This is a genomic window from Cryobacterium sp. AP23 (assembly GCF_054075385.1).
On the sequence record NZ_CM133415.1, the window covers coordinates 1,615,820 to 1,642,308 of the forward strand.

The 26,489-nt window shown below is 69.6% G+C and carries 25 protein-coding genes; 7 read left to right on the top strand and 18 right to left on the bottom strand.

The features are described from left to right. Positions 1-2 precede the first annotated feature (2 nt). Entirely contained in the window at positions 3-1,241 is a 1,239-nt protein-coding gene (locus ACU5E9_RS07655) for a type III polyketide synthase (RefSeq protein WP_456813025.1), read from the bottom strand. A gap of 60 nt (positions 1,242-1,301) precedes the next feature. Next, positions 1,302-2,138, bottom strand: coding sequence for a phosphatase PAP2 family protein (locus ACU5E9_RS07660; protein WP_456813026.1), 837 nt, complete (start codon positions 2,136-2,138; stop codon positions 1,302-1,304). Positions 2,139-2,263: 125 nt separating this feature from the next. On the opposite strand from ACU5E9_RS07660, the gene ACU5E9_RS07665 reads away from it, so the two are divergent. From ACU5E9_RS07665 to ACU5E9_RS07675, 3 genes are all read left to right on the top strand, one after another. After that, positions 2,264-2,479, top strand: coding sequence for a hypothetical protein (locus ACU5E9_RS07665; protein WP_456813027.1), 216 nt, complete (start codon positions 2,264-2,266; stop codon positions 2,477-2,479). A 191-nt stretch (positions 2,480-2,670) separates the two neighbouring features. Continuing rightward, positions 2,671-3,114 carry an Hsp20/alpha crystallin family protein gene (locus ACU5E9_RS07670; protein WP_456813028.1) on the top strand — a complete coding sequence of 148 codons (444 nt, stop codon included), beginning with the start codon at positions 2,671-2,673 and terminating at the stop codon, positions 3,112-3,114. Between the two features lie 164 nt (positions 3,115-3,278). Continuing rightward, positions 3,279-4,217, top strand: coding sequence for a phosphodiesterase (locus ACU5E9_RS07675; protein ID WP_456813029.1), 939 nt, complete (start codon positions 3,279-3,281; stop codon positions 4,215-4,217). Here the strand turns inward: ACU5E9_RS07675 and ACU5E9_RS07680 are convergent. The 3 genes from ACU5E9_RS07680 to ACU5E9_RS07690 all read right to left on the bottom strand — a co-directional run bounded on the left by ACU5E9_RS07680 (position 4,147) and on the right by ACU5E9_RS07690 (position 8,851). After that, positions 4,147-5,862 carry a stealth family protein gene (locus ACU5E9_RS07680; RefSeq protein ID WP_456813512.1) on the bottom strand — a complete coding sequence of 572 codons (1,716 nt, stop codon included), beginning with the start codon at positions 5,860-5,862 and terminating at the stop codon, positions 4,147-4,149. The two genes, ACU5E9_RS07675 and ACU5E9_RS07680, sit on opposite strands and share 71 nt — an antisense overlap. A gap of 409 nt (positions 5,863-6,271) precedes the next feature. After that, on the bottom strand, positions 6,272-6,700 hold the full coding sequence (locus tag ACU5E9_RS07685; protein ID WP_456813030.1) for a DUF1761 domain-containing protein: 429 nt from the start codon (positions 6,698-6,700) through the stop codon (positions 6,272-6,274). Positions 6,701-6,889: 189 nt separating this feature from the next. Further along, a complete protein-coding gene (locus ACU5E9_RS07690; protein ID WP_456813031.1) occupies positions 6,890-8,851 on the bottom strand; it encodes a thioredoxin domain-containing protein in 1,962 nt (653 codons plus the stop codon). A gap of 224 nt (positions 8,852-9,075) precedes the next feature. Here ACU5E9_RS07690 and ACU5E9_RS07695 point away from each other — a divergent pair, with 224 nt between their 5' ends. Then, positions 9,076-9,762 carry a hypothetical protein gene (locus tag ACU5E9_RS07695; protein WP_456813032.1) on the top strand — a complete coding sequence of 229 codons (687 nt, stop codon included), beginning with the start codon at positions 9,076-9,078 and terminating at the stop codon, positions 9,760-9,762. 9 nt (positions 9,763-9,771) lie between these two features. Here ACU5E9_RS07695 and pnuC read toward each other — a convergent pair whose 3' ends face one another. From pnuC to ACU5E9_RS07730, 7 genes are all read right to left on the bottom strand, one after another. Next, the gene (pnuC, locus tag ACU5E9_RS07700; protein WP_456813033.1) at positions 9,772-10,440 is read right to left on the bottom strand and encodes a nicotinamide riboside transporter PnuC; all 669 of its coding nucleotides are present in this window, start codon (positions 10,438-10,440) and stop codon (positions 9,772-9,774) included. 80 nt (positions 10,441-10,520) lie between these two features. Then, positions 10,521-11,102: an FMN reductase gene (msuE, locus tag ACU5E9_RS07705; RefSeq protein ID WP_456813034.1), complete on the bottom strand. Its 582-nt coding sequence runs from the start codon at positions 11,100-11,102 to the stop codon at positions 10,521-10,523. A 163-nt stretch (positions 11,103-11,265) separates the two neighbouring features. After that, the gene (locus tag ACU5E9_RS07710) at positions 11,266-12,099 is read right to left on the bottom strand and encodes an aldo/keto reductase (protein ID WP_456813035.1); all 834 of its coding nucleotides are present in this window, start codon (positions 12,097-12,099) and stop codon (positions 11,266-11,268) included. A 159-nt stretch (positions 12,100-12,258) separates the two neighbouring features. Continuing rightward, positions 12,259-13,086 carry an ABC transporter permease gene (locus ACU5E9_RS07715; RefSeq protein WP_456813036.1) on the bottom strand — a complete coding sequence of 276 codons (828 nt, stop codon included), beginning with the start codon at positions 13,084-13,086 and terminating at the stop codon, positions 12,259-12,261. Continuing rightward, the gene (locus ACU5E9_RS07720) at positions 13,083-14,012 is read right to left on the bottom strand and encodes an ABC transporter ATP-binding protein (RefSeq protein ID WP_456813037.1); all 930 of its coding nucleotides are present in this window, start codon (positions 14,010-14,012) and stop codon (positions 13,083-13,085) included. Before ACU5E9_RS07720 ends, ACU5E9_RS07715 begins: the two co-directional genes overlap by 4 nt. Continuing rightward, positions 14,009-14,305, bottom strand: a complete 297-nt coding sequence (locus ACU5E9_RS07725; RefSeq protein ID WP_265401172.1) for a transcriptional regulator — start codon at positions 14,303-14,305, stop codon at positions 14,009-14,011. The genes ACU5E9_RS07720 and ACU5E9_RS07725 overlap by 4 nt, the downstream gene beginning before the upstream one ends. Positions 14,306-14,307: 2 nt before the next feature. Then, the gene (locus ACU5E9_RS07730) at positions 14,308-14,955 is read right to left on the bottom strand and encodes a hypothetical protein (RefSeq protein ID WP_456813038.1); all 648 of its coding nucleotides are present in this window, start codon (positions 14,953-14,955) and stop codon (positions 14,308-14,310) included. 86 nt (positions 14,956-15,041) lie between these two features. Between ACU5E9_RS07730 and hrpA the strand changes: the two genes are divergently transcribed. Next, complete coding sequence (gene hrpA, locus ACU5E9_RS07735) at positions 15,042-19,028, top strand: ATP-dependent RNA helicase HrpA (protein WP_456813039.1); 3,987 nt, start codon at positions 15,042-15,044, stop codon at positions 19,026-19,028. Between the two features lie 78 nt (positions 19,029-19,106). On the opposite strand, the gene ACU5E9_RS07740 is transcribed toward hrpA, so the two are convergent. Then, positions 19,107-19,580, bottom strand: a complete 474-nt coding sequence (locus tag ACU5E9_RS07740; protein ID WP_456813040.1) for a MarR family winged helix-turn-helix transcriptional regulator — start codon at positions 19,578-19,580, stop codon at positions 19,107-19,109. Positions 19,581-19,710: 130 nt separating this feature from the next. On the opposite strand from ACU5E9_RS07740, the gene ACU5E9_RS07745 reads away from it, so the two are divergent. Further along, positions 19,711-20,088 (top strand): DoxX family protein, encoded by a 378-nt coding sequence (locus tag ACU5E9_RS07745; RefSeq protein ID WP_456813041.1) that lies wholly within the window; start codon positions 19,711-19,713, stop codon positions 20,086-20,088. 126 nt (positions 20,089-20,214) lie between these two features. Here the strand turns inward: ACU5E9_RS07745 and ACU5E9_RS07750 are convergent, their stop codons facing one another. From ACU5E9_RS07750 to ACU5E9_RS07765, 4 genes are all read right to left on the bottom strand, one after another. Next, entirely contained in the window at positions 20,215-21,012 is a 798-nt protein-coding gene (locus ACU5E9_RS07750) for an amino acid ABC transporter ATP-binding protein (RefSeq protein WP_456813042.1), read from the bottom strand. Continuing rightward, positions 21,009-22,043 (bottom strand): amino acid ABC transporter permease, encoded by a 1,035-nt coding sequence (locus ACU5E9_RS07755; RefSeq protein ID WP_456813043.1) that lies wholly within the window; start codon positions 22,041-22,043, stop codon positions 21,009-21,011. The genes ACU5E9_RS07750 and ACU5E9_RS07755 overlap by 4 nt, the downstream gene beginning before the upstream one ends. 3 nt (positions 22,044-22,046) lie before the next feature. Then, the gene (locus tag ACU5E9_RS07760; RefSeq protein ID WP_456813044.1) at positions 22,047-22,940 is read right to left on the bottom strand and encodes an ABC transporter substrate-binding protein; all 894 of its coding nucleotides are present in this window, start codon (positions 22,938-22,940) and stop codon (positions 22,047-22,049) included. Between the two features lie 213 nt (positions 22,941-23,153). Continuing rightward, positions 23,154-24,050 carry an ABC transporter substrate-binding protein gene (locus ACU5E9_RS07765; protein ID WP_456813045.1) on the bottom strand — a complete coding sequence of 299 codons (897 nt, stop codon included), beginning with the start codon at positions 24,048-24,050 and terminating at the stop codon, positions 23,154-23,156. Between the two features lie 422 nt (positions 24,051-24,472). Here ACU5E9_RS07765 and ACU5E9_RS07770 point away from each other — a divergent pair, with 422 nt between their 5' ends. Further along, on the top strand, positions 24,473-25,351 hold the full coding sequence (locus tag ACU5E9_RS07770) for a PhzF family phenazine biosynthesis protein (RefSeq protein ID WP_456813046.1): 879 nt from the start codon (positions 24,473-24,475) through the stop codon (positions 25,349-25,351). A 181-nt stretch (positions 25,352-25,532) separates the two neighbouring features. Here the strand turns inward: ACU5E9_RS07770 and ACU5E9_RS07775 are convergent, their stop codons facing one another. Beyond that, positions 25,533-26,453, bottom strand: a complete 921-nt coding sequence (locus ACU5E9_RS07775; RefSeq protein WP_456813047.1) for a sulfurtransferase — start codon at positions 26,451-26,453, stop codon at positions 25,533-25,535. Positions 26,454-26,489: the final 36 nt, after the last annotated feature.

Genomic DNA, 26,489 nt, shown 5'->3' on the forward strand with positions numbered 1-26,489 from the left:
CCTCAGCCGCGCGTCACGGTCATCAGGCCGGATTCGACGGTGAGGCCGGGGCCGAACGCCATCGCGCAGACGCGCTCGCCGTCGGCGGTGGCCTCGCCGTCGAGGATGGCCTTCATGACGAAGAGGATGGTGGCGCTGGACATGTTGCCGTTGGTGCGGAGGGTCTCCCGCGACGGCACCAGCTGCGCCTCGGTGAGGCCCAGCTTCGCCTCGGTCTTGTCGAGGATGCTCCGCCCGCCCGGATGGATCGCCCAATGGGCGATCGCGGTGCTGAGCGGTGACCCGGGCGCCGTCGCGGTGAGCACCTGCCCGGACGTGGCCGCGGCGGTGCCGTCGGCGTCGGCGGTCACGGCGCCGGCCTCGGCCACGACACCGGCGGCGAGGGCCCGGGTGAGGGACTCGTCGCGGCCGAACAGCGGGGCGAGGGCGGACTCGATGTGCTCGTCGATAATGTGCGGAACGTAGGAGCTGAGGATCATCTCGAAGCCCTCGTCGCCGATCTTCCAGGCCATGTCGCTCTCGCCGACGGGCGTGATCACGGTCTCGAAGTGGTCGAGCACGAGGGCGGCCTCGCCGGGCACCGGCGGGCGGGCGCTGACGATGCCGGCGGCCGCGCCATCCGAGAACAGCGACGAGGCCACGATCGTGTCCGGGTCGCTGGAGGTGCGCAGGTGCAGCGAGCACAGCTCCGCGCTGACGACGAGCACCACGGCGCTCGGGTCGGCCTCGACGAACTGCTTCGCCGTGCGGAGCGCCGGCATCGCGGCGTAGCAGCCCATGAAACCGAGGTGGTAACGCTGGGTGGACGGGGCCAGCCCGAGTTCCCGCACGAGCATGTAGTCCGGGCCCGGCGCGTAGAACCCGGTGCAGGAGACCGTCACCACGTGGGTGATGTCGGCGGCGTCCAGCCCGGGGCAGGCGGCGAGGGCACGGCGGCCGGCCTCCACGAACAGCTTCGTGGCCTGCTCGATGTAGAGCTCGTTGCGCGCGCGGGTGCCGGGCACGAGCAGCCGCTGGCTGGCGGCGTCGAAGAACTGCGGGTCCGTCGCCGTGGAGTCGAGGGTGAGTTCCTCGATCACGGTGTGGCGGGTGTCGATGCCGGAGAGATTGAACGAGGCGGTCACCAGCCGCTGGGCCAACCGGCTGAGGCCGGGTTGCACAGCGAAGATGTCCCGCACTTGCTCCTGCACAAGGACGGTGGGCGGTACAACGGTCTGGAGCGCTCTCAGCGTGACGGCCATGCCCCAGTGTGACACGCACACGGTCACGGGCACACCCCCTGCGCCGGGGCGCGCCGGTGGTTACGGCAGTCGGTCGAACAGGCGCGTGGCGGTGATGGCGAGCGCGAACCCGACCGCGACGATCGCGGTGACGGCGCCGAGGTAGGCCAGCGGTGCCGCGGAGGTTCCGAACGCCCCCGTCGCCCCCATGCCCACGGCGACCGCGGTGACGATCGCCGCCAGCACGGCGATCCAGGTTTGCAACCGCAGTCCCACCCGGGCCGGGCCGGGCCGGCGCGCGGCACGTTGCCGCCCGCCGGAGCGGGTGAGCACGGCGCCGCCGACACACCCCCAGAACGACACCACCAGCAGCGCGGCGATCACGTCGCTCGGCCGGTGCCACAGGCTCACCAGGGTCGACACCCCGGCCGCGACCGCGAAGGCGGCGCCGATGGTGCCGGCCAGCCAGCGGCTGTGCGGGCTGGCGACGAGGAACACGACGAGTGCGGATGCTGCGGCCACCGTCGTATGCCCGGACGGGAATGAGTTGGAGACGTAGCCGTCCACACCGAGGTCCGGCCGGGTGAGGACGATGTTCTTGAGCAACTGGGTGGTGATCACGGCGGCCGTGGCGCTGGCCACCGCCACGACGAGGGCGAACCAGGCCCGCCGGACGACGGCGATGACGATGCTCACGATCGCCCCGACCGCGACCATCACCGAGGGGATGAGGTCGAGCAGACGCTGCGTCAGCGCCATTCCGGTGGTGCCGTCTTCCGCCCCGTTGAAGGCCAGCTGGTCGATGACCTGGCCGGTTTCGTCCCGCACGAAGTACAGGTACAGCGCAACGAAGGCCACGACGCAGAGCAGTGCTGCGCCGATGTATCGGGTGGGGGTGAGACGGGAAATCGAGTGCACCCTCTACCTTCCCACGCGAGTATGGGTGAACCGTGAACGAGGGGTGTGAGCGCGGCGCCGGGCACCGGGCCGTTCGTGTCCGAAAAGTGACTTGACTTCGAGGCGGCGCGGCGTAGCGTCGGAATATGTTCAGCTGGAAGGCGAGGCGCCGGCGCCCCGAACGAGAGCGAGCGGCCGACCGCTCGTTCGATCGCGGCGGCTACCCGGGCCTCGAGGGTGATTTCGAGTCGGAGCGTCGCCGGGCCGCCTCGGCCAGTGACGAGACCGGCGCCCCGTACGAGCACGGCGAGGGAGAAACCCCGGTTCTGCCGTCCTCCGCTCCCGGCCTCACCCACCCCTGAGCCCGTCGAAACCAGCACCCTGGCGGCCCCTCGCCATCCGCTTCGCTGACGGCGAAACACGGCATGGATGAGGTTGCGACGTCCGCCCAAGTGAGTCAAAATATTAACAGTTGAGTCGAGTCGACTCAAGTTTGGAACCAGCGGCCGGGCGACGGGCTCGCGCCGACGATAGTGCAGAAAGTGAGTTGAAAATGGCAATGAACTACGACCCCTTCCGCGAGCTGGACCGTGTCGCCGGCGCCCTCTTCGAGACGCGCGGCCCGCGCCTGATGCCGATGGACCTCTACCGGGCCGGCGATGTCTACGTGCTCAACGCCGACATGCCGGGCATCGACCCGGGCTCCGTCGACATCGACGTGGATGGCCAGCTGCTCACCATCCGGGGAGAACGCACCCTCGCCAACCACGACAATGTGAAGTGGTTGACCCGGGAGCGCACCGCGGGGTCGTTCCTGCGCCAGTTGAACCTGGGCCAGGGCATCGACCTTGACAACATCAGCGCCACGTACGCCAACGGCGTGCTGTCGGTGACCATCCCCGTGTCAGAGGCGGCCAAGCCGCGCAAGATCGAGGTGAGCACCGAAAAGCAGGAGACGCTCACGCTGAAGGAAGGCGAGAAGCATCTGGAGAAGTAGCGCCAGGATGCGAGGAATGACGGGACCCGACGGAAAAAATCTCTCGGGTCCCGTCATTTCGCGTGTTGTACACGCTATGTTCATAATTCTCTGATCGACTGGTTTTGTAGCATCCGCAGCGTAATCCCCGTAAAGTGCATGAGTACCAAACGAATGGAAGCTCCGTGAGCGTTCGAACGGCCGAATATTCCAGGCCGGATTATTTCCTTCTCCACCTCAGTGACACTCACCTGCTCGCAGACGGCAATCGCCTCTACGGCAGTGTGGATAGTGCCAAACACGTCGAACGGTTGATCCGTGACGTCGAGGCGTCCGGCGGTAGACCCGACGCCATCATCATCACCGGCGACCTCGCCGACAAGGGCGAGCCGCACGCCTACGCACAGCTGCGCAGCATCATCGAGCCGGCCGCTGAGCGCATGGGCGCCAAACTGCTCTGGGTGATGGGCAACCACGACAACCGGGCGAACTTCCGCACCGAGTTGCTCGGCCAGGAGCCCAGCCTGGCGCCGATCGACCACGTCGACTACGTCGGCGGGCTGCGCATCATCACCTTCGACACGACGGTGCCCGGCAGCCACCACGGCGAGATCTCCGAGCGCCAGCTCGAGTGGCTCAGCGAGCAGCTCAGCTTCCCGGCGCCCGACGGCACCATCCTCGCCATGCACCACCCGCCGGTGCCGAGCATGCTCGACCTGTCGGTGGCGGTGGAGCTGCGCGACCAGGCCAGCCTCGCGCAGGTGCTGCGCGGCACGGATGTGCGCAGCATCCTGGCCGGACACCTGCACTACTCGTCCACCGCGACCTTCGCCGGCATCCCGGTGTCAGTGGCCTCGGCCACCTGCTACACCCAGGACCTCAATGTGCCGGTCGGCGGCACCCGCGGCCGGGACGGTGCCCGGGCATTCAATCTTGTGCACGTCTACTCCGACACCGTGCTGCACTCGGTGGTGCCGCTGGGCGACTACGAGGCGCTGGATTACATCGACGCCGCCGAAAGCGCTCGTCGGTTGAGCGCTTCCGGCATCGAGATCATGCCGGCGGGTTCTCTCCCCGCGTACCGCGAGCCGCCAATGACCAGGCCGATCCCGGTTCTGCGATAACGTCACCGTTCATCAGGTGTGAGCCCGAGCCGAGGGCGCTCTCAATGAGGGTGTCCTCGCCGTGCTGGCTTTCCGCGATCACGCTTTCGCGTTCCCACGGGGCCACGATCGGGAAGTAGCGCTCGAGGAAGTCGGTGACGGCCTCGGTGCGCACCTCGTCGCTGATCTCGGGGAAGCTGCCGTCGTTGAGGCAGAACATATCCTGGTCGCGGCGCTTGAGCAGCTTGTTCATCTGGCGCAGCGCCAGCTTGAGCGTGGTCTCCACGTAGAGCGAGCGGGCCTGGGTCTGCTCGACGGCCCGGCCGGTGGCCAGCGCGTAGTAGTGGTACAGCGAGTTGGTGACCGAGATGTCGGTCGCCGAACGGAACCGGCTCTTCATGGTGCGGTCGAAGTCCTCGGGGAACTCCGCCTCCATCTCGTGCATGACGCTCTTCCGCAGCGGAGCCGCGGTGTGCTCGAGGTGCCGGGTGGTGACCTTGCCGAAACGTTCCCGCAGCAGCGCCCGGTTCACCCGGGCCGCGTTCTCGAAACCGCTGCGGGTCGGGTCGTTCTCACCCAGGCCGATGCGGGTGGGCGCCTCGATGAACTTGGTGATCCCGCCGGGCGAGAAGAACAGCTCCGGGCCGATCGGACGGCCGAAGAACATGTCGTCGTTGGAGTAGAGGAAGTGCTCGGCGAGCCCCGGGATGTGGTGCAGCTGGCTCTCCACGGCGTGCGAGTTGTGGGTGGGCAGCCCGCTCGTGTCGGGGAAGAAGTCTTCGCTGTTCATGATCGTCACCCGGGGGTGGTCGACCAGCCATTCGGGGGCGGGCGAGTCGGTGGCGATGAAGATTCGGCGCACCCACGGGGCGAACATGTAGACGCTGCGGAGGGCGTACTTGAGTTCGTCGATCTGCCGGAACCGGGCATCCGAGTCGTCACCCTCGCCGACCACGTAAGACTTCATGCGTGCCGCACGGGCCTTCTGGAAGTCGGTGGAAGAGCCGTCGACCCAGGAGAAGACCAGGTCGATGTCGAAGCTGATGTCGCTGACGAGGTCGTCGAACATGTTCTGCAGGGTGCGCCAGCTGCGGCCGAAGAGTTCGACCGTGGTCTCGCGGGCTTCGGCGCGGGGCAGGCGCTTGCGCATCAGCACGTTCTCGACCGGGGCGACGATCTCGTCCTCGCCGAAGCGCCACAGTTCGAGCTGGAACGCGGTCTCGGCGCCGTAGCGGAGGCGGCCGATCGGTTCGATGCGCGGCTGGTAGACCCGGAAGACGTCGGAGGTGGCCAGCGAGGCGAGGGCGCCGTCGGCGACGAGCGCGGGGCGGGCCGGGTCGCCGTCGAGCGGCTTGAGGTAGAAGGGGGTGTTGGAGAACGCCTGGGCGAGGACCCGGCTGATCTTCTTGCGACGCTTGCGGTTGACGGCGATGACGGGACGGTCACGGTCGCCGCGCACGAGCAGGTAGTCGATGCCGGCTTCGTCGAGCGCCTCGGCGAGGGCGAGCAGGTCGCTGACCCGGGACTCGTGCGGGGTGAAGTGGCCGTTGATCAGGGCGATCTCGCCCTTGCGCACGACGACGTCATCGCGGTCGAACCGGCGGGTGCGGTCGTCAAGGGAGAGCAGGACCAGCTCGGGTTCGCTGCTCAGCGAGAGGATCGGCATCGATCCGGTGTCGGGGGCCGGCTCGTCGACGACGGTCGGGGCGGCCTCGGAGAAGCCACTGCCGGCAGCGGTGCGGGAGTGTCGGGTGGAGTCGGTGCGGTCAAAGCGTGCCATGGTCCTCCTTGGAGCAAATTGCGTGGAGCGGTAACGGTGCAGTGCGGCTGCGGGTGCGAATGCGGCTGTTCGAATGATGCGTCAGATAGTCTCCGCGTGGCGGGCAGCGTTGCGCCAGGCCCCGGAGGATGCGCCCGATGATTCGGGCAGTCACGCACTGGTCCAGACCGGGCGGTGAGCCCGCGGGTAACAGTGACGTTGGTCCTAGTGTACGTGGCCGCGAGGGTGCGCCCGGAACGGCGGGCTGGCGGCGCCTACCGGCCGTCGCTGCGGGGTGTGGTCCGGCGGCGGGCGGTCAGGCGGCGTTGATGCCGAATAGGCCGATGATCAGGGCCATCACCAGGATCGTGACGAGCTCGTGGGCGAGATTGAGAACGGTGAGGCCGCGGGGGCGACGGTCGAAGGCGTCGTGGGTGATCATCCGGGCCGCGGTGAACCCGGCCCAGAGAATCAGGCCGGTGAGCAGGGTGTTGGCCAGGAAATTGCCGCCGTAGAAGGCCTGCGCGATGGCCGCCGCGCCGGCGAGCACCCACGCGGTGATGAAGCTCACGATCACCGTGACCACGATGGCGAGGGTGGCCCCGGACTGGGTGGTTTCGTCGGTGTGCCCGGCGGCCCTCATCCAGTACCGACCGAAGACCGGTTTCGCGTACCAGATCGCGCCGATGACCATGCTCGACGCTGTCGCGAGCAGCACGGCCCAGATGTTCACTTCGGGGATCATGATGGTCTCCTTCCGGCGACGGCGCTGCCGTCGGTGTTGGTTCCGATGCTAGCGCCGGGGCCCCGCTCGGTAACGGATGCGCCGCCCGCGCCGCGCAACTGTTCCCGCTGCGGACAAGTGGTCCCGGTGTGCCGGGACCATTTGTCCGCACGGGGTCCAGTTGGTGGGGCGCGGCGGGGCGGGGCGGAGCTAGGCGAGGGCGGCGGCGTCCGTGGTGGGCAGGCGGCAGACGAAGTCGCGGCAGAGGTAGGCGGTGGGGAGGCCGTCACGGGTGCGGCGTTCGGCGAAGAGCTCGAAGCCGGCCTCGGCGAACGCTGCCCCCTGCTGCTCGGTGACCACGGCGACCAGGCCGGTGCGGCGGCGAGCCGCGTCCACGAGGGCACGCGAGTCGGCTGCTGCAGATGCGCGTGCCGCTGCAGACTCGCCGTCGGCCGCATTATCAGCCGCCGGGCCGGGCGCCTGGGCGGCCCCGGGGTCCGGGGTCACCACGACGAGCTGCTCGTTGGGAGAGGTGAGGGCGTTGGTGAGCCGCAGCGCGGCTCCGAACGCGAGCGGGTTGGGGCTGCCGGCTCCCACCAGGCGCACCATGCCGGCCGTCGCGGTCTCGCGGTACCGGTCGCCGGCGCCGAGCTGGTGCAGCCGCCAGGCCGCCGCCGCGATGGCGGAGAGGCCCGACGGGTAGGCGCCCTCGGACGGGTCGGTGGCCAGGTCGAGGCGCTGGCCGGTGAGGACCGGGTCGGCCCCTTCCGGTGCGGTGAAGGTCGTGCCGGCAGTGGGCACAGCCGGGTCGGCCGGCGGCACAGCCGGGTCGGCCGGGTCGGCGGGAGGCAGCGTGCGGTCGACGAGGTCCCGGGCCGCCTCCGCGTACCGCACCTCCCCGGTGGCGGCGGCGAGGTCGAGCAGCCCGCCGGCGAACATGCCGTAGTCCTCGAGCGTGGCCACGGCGGAGGAGAGCCGCCCGTCGATGGATGCGCGCACCAGCGCGCCGTCATCGCGCCGGTGGGCCTCGAGCAGCTGATCGGCGGCTCGGCGAGCGAGGCCCAGCGCGGTGACGTCGGCGAACGCGAGCCCGGCGGTGGCGAGCGCCCCGATCGCCAGCCCGTTCCAGCCGGTGAGCACCTTGGCGTCGAGGGCCGGCGGAACCTGGGCCTTGCGGGCGTCCTCGTCGAGGGCGTAGTAGCCGCCCTCGACCCGGGCGCCGTCTACGGTGCTCTCCGAGTCCTGGGCGCTGGCGAAGCCGCCGGCGGGCAGCGCCAGCACCAGGCCGAGGAACCGCACCAGCCCCTCGGCCACGATCCGAGCCCACCGTTCCCCGGTGAGCATCCAGGCCGTGGTGTACAGCTCGAGCAGCTGGGCGTTGTCGTAGAGCATCCGCTCGTAGTGCGGGTCGCTCCAGTCCCGGTTCACGGCGTAGCGGAAGAAACCGCCCTCGACGGGGTCGCGCAACGGTGACGCGCCCATCCGCTTGAGGGTGCGCAGGGCGAGGTCACGTCCGTCGGCTCGATCCAGTAGCAGGGCGAGCGCCGGCGAGGCCGGGAACTTCGGCGCGCCGCCGAAGCCGCCGTAGACCGGGTCTTCGGCGGTCGCCAGGGTGGCGACGATGTCGGCGAGCTGGGCCTGGTCGGGCAGGCGCCGGGCCGCCGGGTCGGGGGCGGGTTGGGCCAGCGCCTCGGCCAGTCCCGCGGCGCTTTCTTCCACGGCATCGCGGCGGCTGGTCCACGCATCCGTCACCGCGTCGAGCACCTGGCGAAACGCCGGATGCCCCGGCATCGGCGCGGGCGGGGAGTAGGTGCCGGCGTAGAACGGCCGGCCGGCCGGGGTGACGAACACGTTCAGCGGCCAGCCGAGGTTCTCGGTGAACGCGCCGGCGGCGGTGAGGTAGCTGGCGTCGACGTCGGGGTGTTCTTCGCGGTCTACCTTGATGCTGACAAAGTTCTGGTTCAGGTAGTCGGCGATCGCCGGATCGCTGAAGCTCTCCCTGGCCATCACGTGGCACCAGTGGCAGGTGGAGTAGCCGATCGACACGAGCACGGGAACGTCCCGGTCCCGGGCCTCGGCGAACGCGGCCTCGCTCCAGGGTTGCCAGTCGACCGGGTTCTCGGCGTGTGAGCGCAGGTAGGGGCTGATGGCATCGGCGAGGCGATTCGTCATGCGTCCCATTGTGCCGCGAGAGCCTCCGTTCCGGCTGGTCGTCCTGGGATTTGCGGCCGCGGCATCGGCCGAAGGCTTGCCGTGGTGGAGGGTGGCTGTGAGACTTGATAGTCAACCGGGCGCAGCCGGCAGCGCCGTGACAGGACACGGCCGGCCGGCCCCACCACCTGCAGCCGGAGGCAGAGTGACCCACAGTGATGTGACCTCGTGAACGGGCCCTGCCCATGACCGAACGCACGATGACCCCCGCCGAAGCGGCGGCCCTCCTCGAAGTGGCGGTCGACGCCGAACTCGAGCAGGTCGAACGGGCCTTCCGGTACCAGGCGCAGCGGTCGCATCCCGACCGGATGGCGTCGGCGACGCCCTCCGAACTGGCCGCCGCGGCCGCCCGGTTCGACCGGTTCACCCTCGCGCGCTCCGTGCTGCGCGAAGCGGATGACGAACGGCGGCACCGCTCCCCCACTCCCGACCCGGCCGGGCCGACGGCCACGCCGGGCGGATCCGCGGCACCGCGCGCCTCCCGTGGTCGGCCCGCAGCAGAGGAGTCGTGGGCGGGCCCGATCTGGGCGGCGGACGTGCCGTACGAGCCGGTGGCCCCGCCGAGTCCCTGGCTGTTCTGGGTGTGGCTGGTGTTGTACGTCGTTGCGGCACTGGTCTCGTTCCTCGGCGGCCCGCTGCCGTACTCCGGGCTCGACCTGTGGCTGCGCCTGCTGCCGCTCGGGCTGGCCGCCGCGGCCTACGCCCGCACTGGACGGCAGGGATTCCTCGCCGTCGTGGTGGCCCTGGGCGGCGCCACCGCGGCCCTCACCATCGCGTTCGCGTCATTCGGCCCGCTGGTGTCGATGATCATGCTCGCCGCTCCCGTGCTCGGGCTGGTGGCCCTCGGCCGGTACCGGCTCACCCACCGCTAGCGCCGAAGGCTAGGCCGGGGCGTGCTCGAGCAGCGCCTGGCGGCGGCGTTGCACCCGGGTCCAGATCACGAACCCGGTGATGGTGAACGCGCCATAGAAGAGGTACAGCACGGCCGAGGCATAGTAGCCGGCGCTGATCAGCAGCGGAACGCCGACGATGTCAACGGCCACCCAGATCAGCCAGAACTCGGTCCAGCCGCGCGCCATCCCGTAGGTGGCCAGCAGCGAACCGGTGAAGATCCAGGCATCGGCCCAGACCGGTTCGAAGGAGCCGAGGGCGCGGAAGATCGGGGTGAGGATGAGCGTGCCGGCGACGAGGCCGACGCCGAGGCCGATCCGGGCCCGGGTTCCGGCCCAGTGCGGGGCCACGGCGACGTGGCCGCTCGAGCGGCTGCGGGACCACTGCACCCAGCCGTAGATCGACACGACGATGAACATGATCTGCCGGCCGGCCTGGCCGAGCAGGTTGACGGGGTTGGGGGTGCCGAACACGGCGCCGAGGAACACCGTGAAGAGCAGGGCGTTGCCGATGATGCCGACGGGCCAGGCCCAGAGCTTGCGGCGCATGCCACCGACGGCGCTGGCGATGCCGAAGACGTTGCCGATGATCTCCCGCCAGAGGATGGTCTGGGTACCGATCTGCAGCTGGGCGTCGAAAAGCCAGTCGATCAGGGACACAAGTTACTTCTCTCCCGGATGGTTCGCATCCGTGCACGTCCCAATGTAAGGCGTGCGGGCCGCACTCTATTCCGCGGGTGTCACCAGACGATGGCGGCGGAGTCGGCGGACAGGTTGGCCGGCAGGCTGGCGCGCACGAGCGGCAAGCCGCGGCGGATGGCCTGGTCGATGCGGTCGCTGAGGTCGACGTTGGTCACCTGGTAGTTGGTGAAGTCGCTGTCCTTGGCGTACACGCCGAGCGGCAGGGTGAGCGCCTGGAAGAAGCTGAACAGCGGCCGGAACTGGTGCTCGAGGATGAGAGCGTGCCGGTCGCTGCCGCCGGTCGCTGCCAGCAGCACCGGCTTGTCCACGAGCGAGTACTGCTCGACGAAGTCGAAGACGTGCTTGAACAGGCCGGTGAACGAGGCCCGGTAGACCGGGGACGCCACGATGAGCAGGTCGGCACCCTCGATGCGCACAAGGTCGGCCTCGGCCGCGGGTGAGAGTTCGTCGCGGCGGAGCGCGCCACTGAATTCGCGGCCCACCTGGCTGAGCTCGATCAGGTGCACGGAGATCGACAGTTCGCGCTCGAGGGCGTCCAGGATCGCCCGCACCAGGGCGGTCGTTTTCGAGGGCGCGTGCAGGCTGCCGGAGACGGCGACGACATTCAGGGTGTACGACATGTTCCGACGCTAAGGCCGCTTGCCGGATGCCGCCACTCCCGCCGACACACGGCGTAAGACGCGCGCGGGCCCGCCGCCCACCGCATCCGCCGAGATACGGCAAACGGCCCCTTCGAGCGTGCGGAAGGGACCGTTTGCGGCAACTGAGCGGCCCGGCTGCGGGCTAGTTGACCTCGTTGGGGTGCGAGCCCACCCGGCCGCCGCGCTCGAGGGCCGTGATGGTGGCGAGCTCGGTGTTGCTGAGCTCGAAGTCGAAGACGTCGAAGTTCTCGGCCATGCGCTCGCGGCGGTTCGACTTGGGGAAGACGATGTTGCCGGACTGCAGGTGCCAGCGGATGATCACCTGCGCCGGCGTCTTGTCGTGCGCCTCGGCCGCGGCGGTCACCACCGTCTCCTCGAGCAGCGGGTACTTGCCCTGGCCGAGCGGGCCCCAGGCCTCGACCTGGATGCCGTGCTGGCGGGAGAACGCCGCGACTTCGGCCTGCTGGCCGGCCGGGTGCAGTTCGATCTGGTTGACCGCGGGCACGACGTCGGTCTCGCTGATGACCCGCTCCAGGTGCGGCACCAGGAAGTTCGAGACCCCGATGGAGCGGGCGCGGCCGGACTCGCGGATCTTCGCGAGTGTCTTCCAGCTCTCCACGTAGGTGTCCTTGGCGGGCGTCGGCCAGTGGATCAGGTAGAGGTCGACGTAGTCCAGGCCGAGCTTCTCCAGGCTCTCGTCGAACGCGTCCAGCGCCGACTGGGTGCCCTGGTTGTCATTCCACAGCTTTGTGGTGATGAACAGTTCGGAACGGTCGATGCCGGAGGTGGCCAGCGCCTGGCCGACGCCCTCCTCGTTGCCGTAGATCGCGGCGGTGTCGATGTGGCGGTAGCCCACGTCGAGCGCGTCGGAGACGATGCGGGTGGTCTCGGTCGGCTCCACCTTGAAGACCCCGAAGCCGAGCTGCGGGATGGTGTGGCCGTCGTTCAGAGTGAGGGTGGGTACAGATTTTGTCATCCCCCGAGCCTAGGGACTGGTCCCGCCCGGCGCACGTCACGCGTGCCGACAGCGTAATCGGCGCTCCCCACATGACTGGCCCACTTTTGCTAGTCGGGCAGGGCCCGGCACTAGCGAAAGTGGGCCAGTCATGAATCGCGCGCCGCGTGGGGCAGCGGGTCAGCGGTAGCGGCGGCCCTCGTCGCGTCGGAAGAGCAGCAGGGCCAGGGCGAATGTCGCCGCGGTCCAGACCAGGATGCCGATCCAGACCCAGGGCTCGAGCTCGCCGCCCTGCACGGCCCAAATCACGAACTCCCGAGCCTGCCGCGACGGCAGGAACTTCGACAGGGTGTCGAGCCAGTCCGCGAAGAGGTACGGCGGCAGGAACAGGCCGCCCGCGAACGCGAGGCCGAACATCACGATCTGCACCACCGCGATCGCGGCCTTGGACGACATCGAGTAGCCGATCGAGATGCCGATGAACATGAACGGCAGGGCCGAGATGCCCAGCGCCACGATCCCCGCGAGAAGGCCCCGCACGGATGCCTCCGCCGCCGTGAACAACGCACCGATCGCGATCACCGGCAGGATCGACACCAGGCCCATCAGCCCGGTGGAGAAGATCTGGCCGAGCACGCGGGAGATGCCCGGCACCGGCAGGGTGCGCAAGTACGGGTCCCACGGCTGTTCCCGGTTGGCCGAGATATTCAGGCCGAAGCTGAACAGCGAGTTCGACATCAGCGCGAACACGCTCAGCGCGATCACGGCCTGGGTGGCGAACTCCGGGTTGTCGGCGACGGTGCGCTGCGGCACCACGAAGAACAGCAGCGACAGCCCGGGAAACACCAGCGACCCGATCAGGGCGGCCGGGATGCGGAATGTCTCGACGAGGATGATCCGCGCGTGCACGAACGTGAGGGCGAGGATGCCCGTGCGCCCGCCGAGAACCCGGCTGCGGCCGGGCGCGGCCGGAGCGGCGCCGGCCGGTGTGGGGGTGAGAGTGCTCATCGGTTCATCTCCTTCTGGGCGGGGAGGGTTGCGGAACCGGGCGCATCCGTCGCCCCGGTGAGGGTGAGGAACGCCTCCTCGAGGGTGGCGCCGCGCACGGTGAGATCGTCGAAGGGGATACCGGACCGCACCAGTTCCACGATCAAACGGTCGCTGTCGTTGGCATAGAAGGTGGTGCTGCCGTCGTCGCCGAGGTCGCGGCCCACCACGCCGGGCAACCCGCTGACCCGGTCGGGCTGGTCGGTCACCATCCGCACCTGCCGCAGGGAGACCTGGTTGATCACGGCCGCGACGGTGTCGTCGGCGATCACCCGCCCGTGGCTCATCACCACCACGCGTTCGGCGAGCGCCTCGATCTCCTCGAGGTAGTGGCTGGTCACCACCACGGTGGCGCCGCAGTCATGCTGCCGGCGCACGGCATCCCACAGGGTGCGGCGGGCATCCACGTCGAGCCCGGTGGTGGGTTCGTCCAGCAGCACCAGCCGCGGCTGGCCCACGAACGCGAGCGCCACGCTGAGCCGGCGCTTCTGCCCGCCGGAGAGCGCCCCGGTTTGCCGCCTGAGCAGGTCCGTAAGGCCGAACTCCTCGGCCACCGCCGCGGTCGTCAGCGGCTCCTCGAAGTGCCGGCCGACGAAGTCGATCACCTCTCCCACCCGCAGGGTCGGCGGCAGCGCGGTCTCCTGCGGGGTGCCGCCGAGCTTCTGGCGCATCCGGTAGTCGCCGGGCGACCCGCCGAACAGGGAGACGGTGCCCGAGCTCGGCTTCCGCAGCCCCTGCAACATGGTGAGCACGGTGGACTTGCCCGCCCCATTGGGCCCGAGCAGGCCCAGGATGCTGCCGGAGTGGATGTCGAGGGTGACGTCGTCGACGGCGAGCACCTCGCCGAAACGACGGGTGACCTGATCGAGCCGGGCCAGAACGGTCATGCGGATTCTCCCAACAGTGCACGGAGGGCTTCCAGGTAGTCCTCGAAGGCGCGCCGGCCCGAGCGGGACAGCGCGAGGTACGTGGCCGGGGTGCGGCCCTGGTGCGACTTCACGACGTCGACGTAACCGGCGTCTTCGAGCTTGCGCAGATGCGTGGACAGGTTGCCGGCGGTCATGCCGAGCAGTTCCTGCAGGCGGGGAAAGGCGATCTGGTCGCCCACCGGCAGCGTGGCCAACGTGGCCGTGATCTTGAGCCGGGCGGATGCGTGGATCACCGGGTCGAGTTCGTCCATCGTCAGCTCCCCGCCCGGCGCCGCACCGTGAGGGTCGCGGCGGCCACCAGGAAGGCCCCGCCAACGCCGAGGGCGAGCACGAGGTCGTTGCCGGGTGACCCGGCGAAGGCGGACGCCGACCCGACCGCGAGCAGCACCAGGCCGAGCACCAACTGGGAGACGTCGCGCCAGAGCGCTGCGCCGCCGAGGTAGATGGTGCCGCACATCAGCGCGTAAGCGGCCGGGAAGTACAGGTTGGCGAGCTCCGGCGAGAGGCCCTGGCTGATCAGGCCGGTGCCGAGGACGGCGAAGGCGGTGCCGCAGGCCGTCCAGGAGAGCCCGTAGACCGCGCCGGAGAACACCGAGGCGCCGCGCACGCCGCGATTGATGCGGATGCCGAGCACCGCCGACGCCACGATCGAGACCACCAGCATCACGATGAACACCGGCGTGGCCACAAACGCCGGGATGGTGAACCAGGGGTTGCCGTCGGCGTCGCCCGACCAGAGGGCCAGGAAACCGACGAACCAGGTGATGCCCCAGATGAGGTACATCCAGATCACCGGCTGCTGCTGGGCGTTCAGGACCTGCCGTTGCTGCGCCTCGAGCAGGGCGAGGGTGGCCCGCGGGTCGCCCAGCGGCTGGTCGGCATCCGTCGCGTTGTCGTTCATGTCTACTTTGTAACACAAAGTACTTTGCGCCACAACGATTCGGCCCGAAATGGGGTGGCGCCGGGAAGCAATAACATGGAGGGCTAATGATTCCCGTGAAAATCACCTTCCCGCCCGAGTTGCCGATCAGCCAGCGCCGCGACGACATCGCGCGCGCCATCCGCGACAACCAGGTCGTGATCGTCGCCGGATCGACCGGCTCGGGCAAGACCACCCAGCTGCCCAAGATCTGCCTGGAGCTCGGCCGGGAATCGATCGGCCACACCCAGCCGCGCCGGCTCGCCGCGCGGACCATCGCCGAGCGCATCGCCGAGGAACTCGGCCAGGAGGTCGGCGAACTCGTCGGCTACCAGGTGCGCTTCACCGACCGCGTCGGCGCCGACACCCGCATCAAGCTGATGACCGACGGCATCCTGCTCAACGAGATCCACCGCGACCGGATGCTGCGGAAGTACGACACGATCATCATCGACGAGGCCCACGAGCGCAGCCTCAACATCGACTTCCTGCTCGGCTACCTGCAGCAGCTGCTCCCCCAGCGCCCCGAGCTCAAGCTCATCATCACCAGCGCCACCATCGACCCGGCCAGCTTCGCCAAGCACTTCGCCGCGGCCGACGGCACCCCGGCGCCCATCATCGAGGTCTCCGGCCGCACCTATCCCGTCGAGATCCGCTACCGCCCGCTCGTGGCCGAGGCCGCGATCGACGACGACGACGAGATCTCGGATGCCGCGCCCAGCGTGGACCGCGACTACATCGAGGGCATCTCCGCCGCACTCGACGAGCTCGAGCGGGAGTCCAACGGCGACGTGCTGGTCTTCCTCTCCGGCGAGACCGAGATCCGCGACGCCGCGGACGCCCTGCAGGGCAAGTTCGCCGGCGGCGACCGGACCAGCCCCACCGAGGTGCTGCCGCTCTACGGCCGGCTCTCCTCCGCCGACCAGCACAAGGTGTTCCAGCCCTCCACCGTGGCGGGGGTGCGCCGCCGCATCGTGCTGGCCACCAACGTGGCCGAGACCAGCCTCACCGTGCCGGGCATCCGCTACGTCATCGACGCCGGCACCGCAAGGATCAGCCGGTACAGCGTGCGTTCCAAGGTGCAGCGGCTGCCGATCGAGGCCATCGCGCAGGCGTCCGCCAACCAGCGCTCCGGCCGAAGCGGCCGCACCAGCGACGGCATCGCCATCCGCCTGTACAGCGAAGAGGACTTCACCCGCCGGCCCGAGTACACCGAACCGGAGATCCTGCGCACCAACCTGGCCGCGGTGATCCTGCAGATGATCTCGCTTGGCCTCGGCGACATCGCCCAGTTCCCGTTCCTCACCCCGCCGGACTCCCGCAACATCAAGGACGGCCTCGACCTGCTCACCGAGCTCGGTGCGGTCAAGGCCGTCGTGGCGCCCACCGGCACCCCCACCGAGGACCCGAGCCAGGCCGGCGGCGGGCGCGACGGCGGTCGGTCCGGCGGTGGCGGTCGCGGGCGCGGCGGTCGCGGTCCTCGCGGCAGCGGGCGGATGGCCGTCACGGCCGGCACGCACAGCCTCACCCGGGTGGGCCAGCAGCTCGCCCAGCTGCCCATCGACCCCCGGTTCGGCCGGATGGTGATCGAGTCCAAGGTGCAGGGCACCAGCCGGGAGGTGATGGCCATCGTCGCCGGGCTCACCATCCAGGACGTGCGCGAGCGGCCGCTGGAGCGCCGCGGGTCCGCGGACGAGAAGCACGCCCGGTTCGCCGACCCCACCAGCGACTTCCTCTCGCTGCTCAACCTCTGGAACTACCTCGAGACGCAGCAGAAGGAGCTCGGCTCGAGCGCGTTCCGCCGGCTGTGCAAGAACGAGTACCTCAACTACCTGCGGGTGCGCGAGTGGCAGGACGTCTACAAGCAGCTCCGTCAGCTGGCCAAGCCGCTCGGCCTGCATATCGGCGACCCGGCCGTGAATCCCGACGGCATCCACCGGTCGATGCTCTCCGGCCTGCTCTCGCACATCGGCCTCAAGGATGTGGCCAAGAAGGACTACATCGGCGCCCGGCAGCAGCGGTTCGTGTTGTTCCCCGGCTCCGCGCTGGCCAAGAAGCAGCCCAACGCCGTGATGAGCGCCGAGCTGGTGGAGACCAGCCGGCTGTTCGCCCGGATGAACGCCGTCGTCGACCCGGCCTGGGCCGAGCAGCTCGCCGGCGACCTCTGCAAGCGGTCGTATTCCGAGCCGCACTGGGAGAAGAAGCAGGGCGCCGTGGTCGCCTACGAACGGGTCACCCTGTACGGGGTGCCGATCGTGCCGCGCCGCCGGGTGCAGTTCTCCCGGGTGGACCCGGCCTACGCGCGTGAGCTGTTCATCCGCCACGCCCTCGTCGACGGCGAGTGGGACCTCGACCGGGTCGACCAGCGGGTCACCGCGTTCGACCGGGCCAACACGGCGCTCCGCAAGGAGCTCGCCGAGCTCGAGGAGCGCACCCGGCGCCGGGACATCCTCTTCGACGACGAGGCCGTCTTCGAGTTCTACCACCGGCGCATCCCCGCCGAGGTGCACAGCACCCGCACCTTCGAGACCTGGTGGCGCGTTGCCCGCGCCCAGACGCCCGACCTGCTCACGATGACCGCCGAGGCGCTCGTGCCCGAGGATGCGCCGGAGATCGACGAGTCCCTGTTCCCGCCGTCCTGGCAGCAGCGCGACCAGCGCTTCGCGCTCAGCTACCGGTTCGAGCCCGGCGCCGAGGACGACGGCGTGACCGTGCAGGTGCCCCTCGCTCTGCTGGCGCGGGTCTCCCCCACCGGTTTCGACTGGCAGGTGCCGGGCCTCCGCGCCGACCTCGTCACCTCGCTGATCAAGTCACTGCCCAAGGCCATCCGCCGCAACGTCGTGCCCGCCGCCGACTGGGCGGTGCGCCTGCTCGCCGAGCTGCCGCCCGCTCCCGGTGTGGTGGGTCCCACGAGCGGTGCCGCCACCGGCGCCGGCGCCGAGCCGACCGACCCGTCCTTCGCCGAAACCCTCGCCGCCCTCATCCAGCGCCTCACCTACGTGCCGGTCACGGTGCGCGACTTCGACCTCTCCCGGGTCCCCGCGCACCTGCGCATGACCTTCCGGGTCGTCGACGAACGCGGCAAGAGCGTCGCCTCCGGCAAGGACCTCGGCGAGCTGCAACGCCGGCTGGGCAACAAGGTGCGCGAGTCCGTCGCCAAGGCCTCCGCCGCCACCCCGAAGAACGCGATCGAGCGCCCCGGCCTCACCACCTGGGACTTCGTCGAGCTGCCCCGGTTCATCGACACCAAGCAGGGCGACAACACCATCCGCGGCTACCCCACCCTGATCGACGACGGCACGTCGGTGAGCATCCGTATGATGAGCACCGCGGAGGAGCAGGCCCGCACCCTGCCCGGCGGAGTGCGCCGGTTGCTGTTACTCGCGACCGCGTCCCCGGTGGCCTACGTGCAGCAGCACCTCAAGGGCGGCGAGAAGCTCTCCCTGGCCACGAGCCCGTACCGGTCCACCCAGGCTCTGTTCGACGATTGCCTCGCCGCGGCCGTGGACGACGTGCTCTACCGGGTGCGCCCGGACGGCCTGGTGTTCATGAAGGCCGAGTTCGACAGCATCCGCGACCGGGTCTCCGGCGTGGTGATGGACTCGATGTTCGAGACCGTCGGGCTCGTCGCTCGGGTGCTCACCGCCTCCCGGGCCGCCGACAAGGCGCTCAAGGGCTCCACGAGCATGGCCCTGCTGGCGGCGCTCACGGATGCCCGCGAGCAGCTGAACGGGCTGGTCTACCCCGGTTTCGTCAGCGCCACCGGGCTCGCCCAGCTGCGGCACGTGCCGCGCTACCTCGGCGGCATCAGCGCGCGCATCGAGAAGCTTCTCGACAACCCCAACCGCGACCGGGTCTGGATGAACGAGGTGCAGTCCGCCACCGCCAGGTTCACCGACGCCGGTGGCCGCATCCCGCTTGCGGCGGATGCCGCGCCGAACCTGGTGCGCGCCCGCTGGATGATCGAGGAGCTGCGCATCAGCCTCTTCGCCCAGGAACTGCGCGCGGCGGAGAGCGTCTCGCTCCAACGCATCCAGAAGGTCCTGGCCTCCTGACGTCGCCTGGCCGGTCGAGTCTGTCGAGACCCCGCGACCGAACGCCGGTCGAGCTTGTCGAGACCCCGGGACTGGACGTTAAGAGGCCTCACAGATCGCGGGGTCGTCGGGGTCGGTGAGGGCGCGGGCGACCTCGTTGAGGGAGGTCACCTGGGCGGGGGTGAGGTGGTCGAAGACCAGGCGGCGAACCTGGGCGACGTGCCCGGGCGCTGCGGCGACCAGCTTGGCCATGCCGGCCTCGGTCAGGGTGGTCAACACGGCTCGGCGGTCATCCGGCGCCATCTGGCGGGTGGCGTAGCCCGACGCCTCGAGACGGGCCACGATGCGTGACAGCCGCGACTGTGACGTGTTGGCGGATGCCGCGAGCTCGCTCATCCGCATGCAGTGATCCTCCCGCTCCGACAGCATCACCAGCACCATGTAGTCCGCCATGGTCAGGTCGGAGTCGCGTTGCAGCTGTGAGTCGAGCGCGGCGGGCAGGAGGAACAGCACACCCGCCAGGGCCTTCCAGGCATCCAGCTCATCGGCGGTGAGCCAGTTCGGTTCGTCCATCTGCCCACTCTAGCGAGATTTACTTGACACAGAAAGTAGTTCACTCTAGATTATTTGACGCGGCAACTACTTCCGTCGCAATCAACGGCGTGCGGCGTCCTCAGGGGCCGTGACCACAACAGGAGTCCCCATGAACATCGCCATCTGGATCATCACCGGCCTCATCGCCGTTGCCTTCATCGGCGCCGGCCTGATGAAGGTCGCCCAGCCCCGCGCCAAGCTCGCTGCCAACGGCATGGCCTGGACCAACGACTATTCGGATGCCGGCGTCAAGCTGGTCGGCCTCGCCGAGCTGCTCGGCGGCCTGGGCCTCATCCTGCCCGCGATCACCGGCATCGCCCCGATTCTGGTGCCGATCGCCGCGGCCGCACTCACCGTGATCATGATCGGCGCGGTCGTCTGGCACGTGCGTGCCGGCGATGGCGCGAAGGAGACCATGCCCAGCGTGATCCTCGGCGTCCTGGCTCTCGTCGTGGCCATCACCCGCTTCGGCCCCTGGGCGTTCTAACCCTCAGTCGATATCGCTACCCATCGTTGGTCGAGCTTGTCGAGACCCGGTGACCTTGCCCACGTTCGTGGGTCGGCTCACGGGATCTCGACAAGCTCGATCAGCGAGATGGTTCGGTCCCGGGGGTTAGAGCACCTTGGAGAGGAAGGCCTGGGTGCGCTGGTGCTGCGGGTTGGCCAGGACCTCCGAGGGAAGACCCGACTCGACCACCACGCCGGCGTCCATGAAGACCAGGGAGTCGGCGACCTCGCGGGCGAAGCCCATCTCGTGGGTGACCACGATCATGGTCATGCCCTCCTTGGCCAGGCCCTTCATCACGTCGAGCACCTCGCCGACGAGTTCGGGGTCGAGCGCGCTGGTGGGCTCGTCGAAGAGCATCAGCTTGGGCTCCATTGCCAGCGCCCGGGCGATCGCGACCCGCTGCTGCTGACCACCGGAGAGGTGCGCCGGGTAATAGTCGGCCCGGTCGGCCAGGCCCACCCGGGCGAGCAGGTCGCGTGCGGTCGACTCAACTTTCGACTTGGGCAGTCCCTTCACCCGCAGCGGGGCCTCCATCACGTTCTGGAGGGCCGTCATGTGCGGGAACAGGTTGAACCGCTGGAACACCATGCCGATGTCGCGGCGCTGCTTCGCGGCTTCCTTCGGCGCCATCTCGTAGAGCTTGCCGTTGGCCTCGCGGTAGCCGATCAGCTCACCGTCCACGCTCAGCCGGCCGGCCGAGAGCACCTCGAGGTGGTTGATGCAGCGCAGGAACGTGGACTTGCCGGAGCCGGAGGGCCCGACCAGGCACATCACCTCGCCGCGCTTGACCTCGAGGCTGATGCCCTTGAGCACCTCGTTCGAGCCGAAGCTCTTGGTCACCTGTTCCGCGAGCACCATCGGGGGCTCGACGGATGTGGCGCCGGTCACGCTTGTGCCGCTCATCGTGCTCCTCCGGTTCCGGGCGTGCCCGGCTGGTCTGGCTTCGGCGGCAACACCACGGTCGGCTGCCCCGCTCCGACCACGGGCAGTGCCCCGGTGAGCGCGGCCGCGTTACCCGCATCCGACTTGTTCGCCTGCCGGTCGCCCACGCCGCGGGAGAAGCGCTTCTCGAGGAAGTACTGCCCCACCATCAGGATCGAGGTGAAGAACAGGTACCAGATCGACGCCACGATCAGGAGCGGGATCGGGTTGAAGGTCTCCGCGGAGATGTCCCGGGACCGGGTGAACAGCTCGAGACTGAACGGCACGGCGGTGACCAGGGAGGTGGTTTTCAGCATCGAGATCACCTCGTTGCCGGTCGGCGGGATGATCACCCGCATCGACTGCGGCAGGATGACCCGGGTCATCGTCTGCGACCAGCTCATGCCGAGCGCGATCGAGGCCTCTTCCTGGCCCTTGTCGACCGACAGCAGGCCGGCGCGCACAATCTCGGCCATATACGCGGCCTCGTTCAGCGCCAGGCCGATCACGGCCAGGGTGAAGGTGTTCAGGGCGGCGTTGGTGCTGAACGAGATCCACGGGGTCATGAACGGCAGGCCGATGTCGATGCTGGTGTAGATCAGCGAGATCAGGCCCCAGATGGTCAGCTGCACGTACACCGGGGTACCGCGGAAGATCCAGAGGTAGAACCAGGCGACGCTCTTCACCACCGGGTTGGGTGAGAGCCGCATCACGGCCAGGATCACGCCGAGGACGATCGCGATGACCATGGAGAACACGGTCAGTTCGATGGTGACCACCGCGGCCATGGAGATGCGCCGGTCGAAGAGGTACTTGCCCACCGACGGCCAGTCGTAGGCCGGGCGGAAGGCCGCGTCGATGACGAAGAAGGCGAAGACCAGGATCAGCAGGACCGCGAACACCATCCGCCACGGGTGCCGCAACCGGATGGCCTTGATCGGCTCCGACGCGCCCGTCTCGCCCAGCGGCGGGGTCGAGCCCGCCGCTGTGCCGCTTACGTTCGTGGCGCTCATGGTCTAACCGTTCGCGGCTGCGTTGATCGTGATCTCGTCGATGCCGCCGTCGGCGACGCCCCACTCGTCGAGGATGGCCTGGTAGCTGCCGTCATCGACCATGGACTGGAGCGCGGCCTGCACGGCCGCGGTGAGCTCGGAGCCCTTGGCGACGACGATGCCGTACGGAGCCACGTCGAAGGTCTCGCCGGCCAGCTGCAGCTTGTCGCCGGTCTGGTCGATCGCGTACAGGGTGACCGGGGAGTCGGCGCTGAGCGCGTCGGCCTGGCCGAGCACGACGGCGTTGGTCGCGGCATCCTGGGTGTCGAACTTCAGCTTCTCGATCGGGGGCTTGCCGGCGGCGACGCAGGCGTCGCTCTTGGCGGGAACCTCGTCGGTGTCCTCGTAGGTGGTGGCCTGCACGGCGACCTTGAGGCCGCAGGCGTTGTCGGGGTCGACGTCCTTGCCCTTGGCCGAGGCCCACTGGATGCCGGCGGTGTAGTAGTTGACGAAGTCGACCTGCTGCTCGCGCTCGACGGTGTCGGTGAAGGAGGACTCGCCGATGTCGGCCTTGCCGCCGGTGACGCTGGGGATGATGTTGTCGAACTTCGCGACCTGGAACTTCGGCTCGAGGCCGAGCTTGGCGGCAATCCCGTTGGCGATCTCGATGCCCCAGCCGATCGGGTCGCCGGCTTCGTTCTTGAACTCGTTGGGCGCGTAGGTGGGGTCGGTGCCGATGACCAGGGTGCCGGTGTCGGCGACCTCGGCGGGCACCAAGGCGGTGGCCGCGTCATCCTGCTCGATGGCGGGCGCCGAGGTTTCAGAGCCACCCGTGGCGGGTGTCGAGTTGTCGACACAGCCGGTGAGCAACAGGGCCGCTGTGGCGGCGAGGGCGGGGAGTACGTATCTAGCGCGCATGGCACAACCTTCTTCGTAGGGCGTCGAGGGTTCGGTTCGACCGAATTGCAGGGAACGGTACGACTGCAGTGAGCCTAATACACCCCTGCGCTGGGGGAATGGGCCTGCGATATCGGTTCGGGAACAGCCCGACCGACGCCCGCCAAGGTTACCGTGTTCCGCGACGGCGGCACTCCAGCGGTTCCGTCCCGCCCTCTGGCCCGGCTGGCGGGGTCAGCCGTTCGCGGCCGTGTTGATCGTGATCTCGTCCACGCCACCGTCTGTGACACCCCAGGAATCGAGGATGGCCTCGTAGCTGCCGTCATCCACCATCGACTGCAGGGCGGCCTGCACGGCGGTGGTGAGCTCGGAACCGCTGGCGACGACCATGCCGTACGGGGCCTCATCGAACGTGTCGCCGGCCGGCTGCAACTTGTCGCCGGTCTGGTCGATCGCGTACAGCGTGACCGGGGAGTCGGCGCTGAGCGCGTCGGCCTGGCCGAGCACAACGGCGTTGGCCACGTCGGCCTGGGTGTCGAACTTCAACTTATCGATCGGCGGCTTGCCGGCGGCCACGCAGGCCTCGCTCTTGGCGGGCACATCATCGGTGTCCTCGTAGGTGGCGGCCTGCACCGCCACCTTCAGGCCACAGGCGTTGTCGGGGTCGACGTCGGTGCCCGTCGCCGACGCCCACTGGATGCCGGCGTTGTAGTAGTTGACGAAGTCGACCTGCTCAGCGCGCTCCGGAGTGTAGGTGAACGAGGACGCCCCGATGTCGGCCTTGCCGCCGGCCACGCTCGGGATGATGTTGTCGAACTTTGCGACCTGGAACGTCGGCGTCAGGCCGAGCTTGGCGGCGAGGCCGCTGGCGAGTTCGATGTCCCAGCCGATCGGGTCTCCGGCCTCGTTCTTGAACTCGTTCGGCGCATAGGTCGGTTCGGTGCCGATGATGAGGGTGCCACGATCGGCGACCTCCGCCGGGACCAGCGCTGCTGCCGCGTCGTCTTTCGTGATCGCAGCGGCGCTGCCTTCGGGCGAACCTGACTCCGCCGGAGTCGAGTTGTCGACGCATCCGGTGAGCATCAGCGCCGTAACGGCAGCGAGGGCGGGGAACACGTATCTAGCGCGCATGGCACAACCTTTTCATGGGTCTCGAGGCCACAAGGGATCGAGTCGACTGAGCGGTCCGTGGATGGTACGACTGGAGCGAGCCTGAACACCCCTGCGCTGGGGTGCGGCTCGGCCGAAATCGGCTTCGGGATCAATCGAAACGGACGCAACTCAAGGTTATCGTGCTCCCGGCAGCCCCCGCTCCCGGCCGCGTCTACTTCGCGGCATCGGCCGCCAGCGTTGCCGTGGAGAGCGGGTCGACGTAGTCGTCGATGCCCCAGGTCAGCGAGAGCATCGCGGGCACCCCACCCCGTGACTGGCCCACTTTCGCTAGTCGGATGCCCCTCCGCACTAGCAAATCCGGGCCAGTCTGGGTTGATAAGCGTCCACGACCCCCGAATTGGCCTGTCGGATGCGCGAGCTACCTCTGCCAGCATGGACGCATGACCGTGACCGTGCTGCGCTACGCCGCCTTCACCGACCCCGACCACGCCGAGGCCTCCGCCGCGGGCAACCCCGGGGGCAACCCCGCCGGCGTCGTGCTCGACGCGAGCGGCCTCGACGACGCCGCGATGCGAGCCATCGCCGCCCGGGTCGGCTACGCGGAGACGGCGTTCGTCGTCGAACCGGAGATCGACGGGGAGCCGCGGCACAGCCGGCTGCGATACTTCTCCCCCATCGCCGAGGTGCCGTTCTGCGGGCACGCCACCGTCGCCACCGCGGTAGCGGTGGCCGGCCGGGCCGGTGCGGGCGCGCTCACCTTCGAGACCAACGTCGGCCCGATCACGATCGAGACCCGCCGCGGGGAGTCCGGCATCACGGCCTCGTTCACCAGCGTCCAGCCGCAGCTGCGGGCCATCGCGCCCGGGGTTCTCAGCACCCTGCTCGGCCTGCTCGGGGTTCCCGCCGCGGCGCTGCACCCCGACTACCCGCCCCGGCTGGCCTTCGCCGGCAACTGGCATCCGGTGCTGGTGTTCGCCGGCCTCGCCGAGTTCGACGCCTTCACCTTCGACCCGGCGGCGATGCGCGCGCTGATGGATGCCGAGGGCTGGGCGGGCACCGTCACCACCCTCGTGGTGCGGGGCCCGAACGAGTTCGAGGCGCGCAACCTGTTCCCGATCGGCACGATGAGCGAGGACCCGGCCACCGGGTCGGCCGCGGCCTCGGTGGGCGGGTACCTGCGGGAACTCGGGTTGGTGGCGCCGCCGGCTCGGGTGGTCATCCGCCAGGGCCGGCACGTCGGCCGGCCGAGCCTGCTGCTCGTGGACGTGCCCGTCAGCGGCGGCATCGTGGTGTCCGGCACCGCGGTCGAGATCGACTAGCCGCCCCGCCCGCGCCCGCCCTTCGCCCGCATGGGTTCCCTGCTCACTCGCCCCCTCGCCCCCGCGGGGGTTCACTGCGCCCCGTATGGCGCGCCGCGCCCGCTATAGCAGGCGCGGCGGGCCACAGGAGGTGCAGCGAGGGTGCCTATGCGCCGACGACGCGCGACCGCCGGGGCCGGGGTCAGGCCGGGGTGCCGGGCTCGTCGCCGGTGGCGACCGGCCGGTCGGGCAGGTTGGACCATTGCGACCAGGAGCCGGGGTAGAGCGCCGGGGTGAACCCGGCCAGGGTGAGCGCCACGGCTTCGTGCGCGGCCGTGACACCAGAGCCGCAGTACACACCGACGTCGAAACCGGGCCCAGCGACATCCGCTCCGGCATCCGGGCCGGCGTTCGGCACGGCCGACCCGGCCACACCGCGTGCGCCCGCCCGCACGCCAAGCGCCTCGAACCGGGCGCGCAGCTCGGCCGCGGTCAGGAAGCGGCCGTCGGCGGCGAGGTTGCCGCCGGTGGGGGCGCTGATCGCGCCGGGGATGTGGCCGGCACGCGGGTCGATCGGTTCGGTGTCGCCGCGGTAGCGTTCGGCGGCCCGGGCGTCGAGCAGCACGCCGTCCCGCGCCACCGCGGCCGCGGCATCCGCGTCGAGGGCCGGCAGGGAGCCGGGCGTCAGCGTCACGGTGCCGGGCCGCACGGGCTCCTCCCCCGTCACCACGGGCAGGCCCTCGGCGCGCCACGCGGCCAGGCCGCCGTCGAGCAGGCGCACGTCGCGCACTCCGGCGTTCCGGAGCAACCACCAGGCGCGGGCGGCCGACATGTTGCCCAGGTCGTCGTAGACCACCACGGTGTCGCCGTCGTTCAGGCCCCAGCCGCGGGCGGCGGCCTGCAGGTCGGCCGGGGTGGGCAGCGGATGCCGGCCGTCGGCAGCGACGCCGTGCCCGGCGAGCTCGGTGTCCAGGTCCACGTACACGGCCCCGGGCAGGTGGCCGAGGCGGAACTCGGCGCGGCCGGGAGGGCCGCCGAGCTTCCACCGCACATCGAGGAGGCGCGGTGCGGGGCCGGCGACGAGGAGGGCGGCCAGATCGGCCGCCGAGATCAGTGTGCGCATCCGTTCACGTTAGCGCCCGGACGGGTAGCCCGGCAG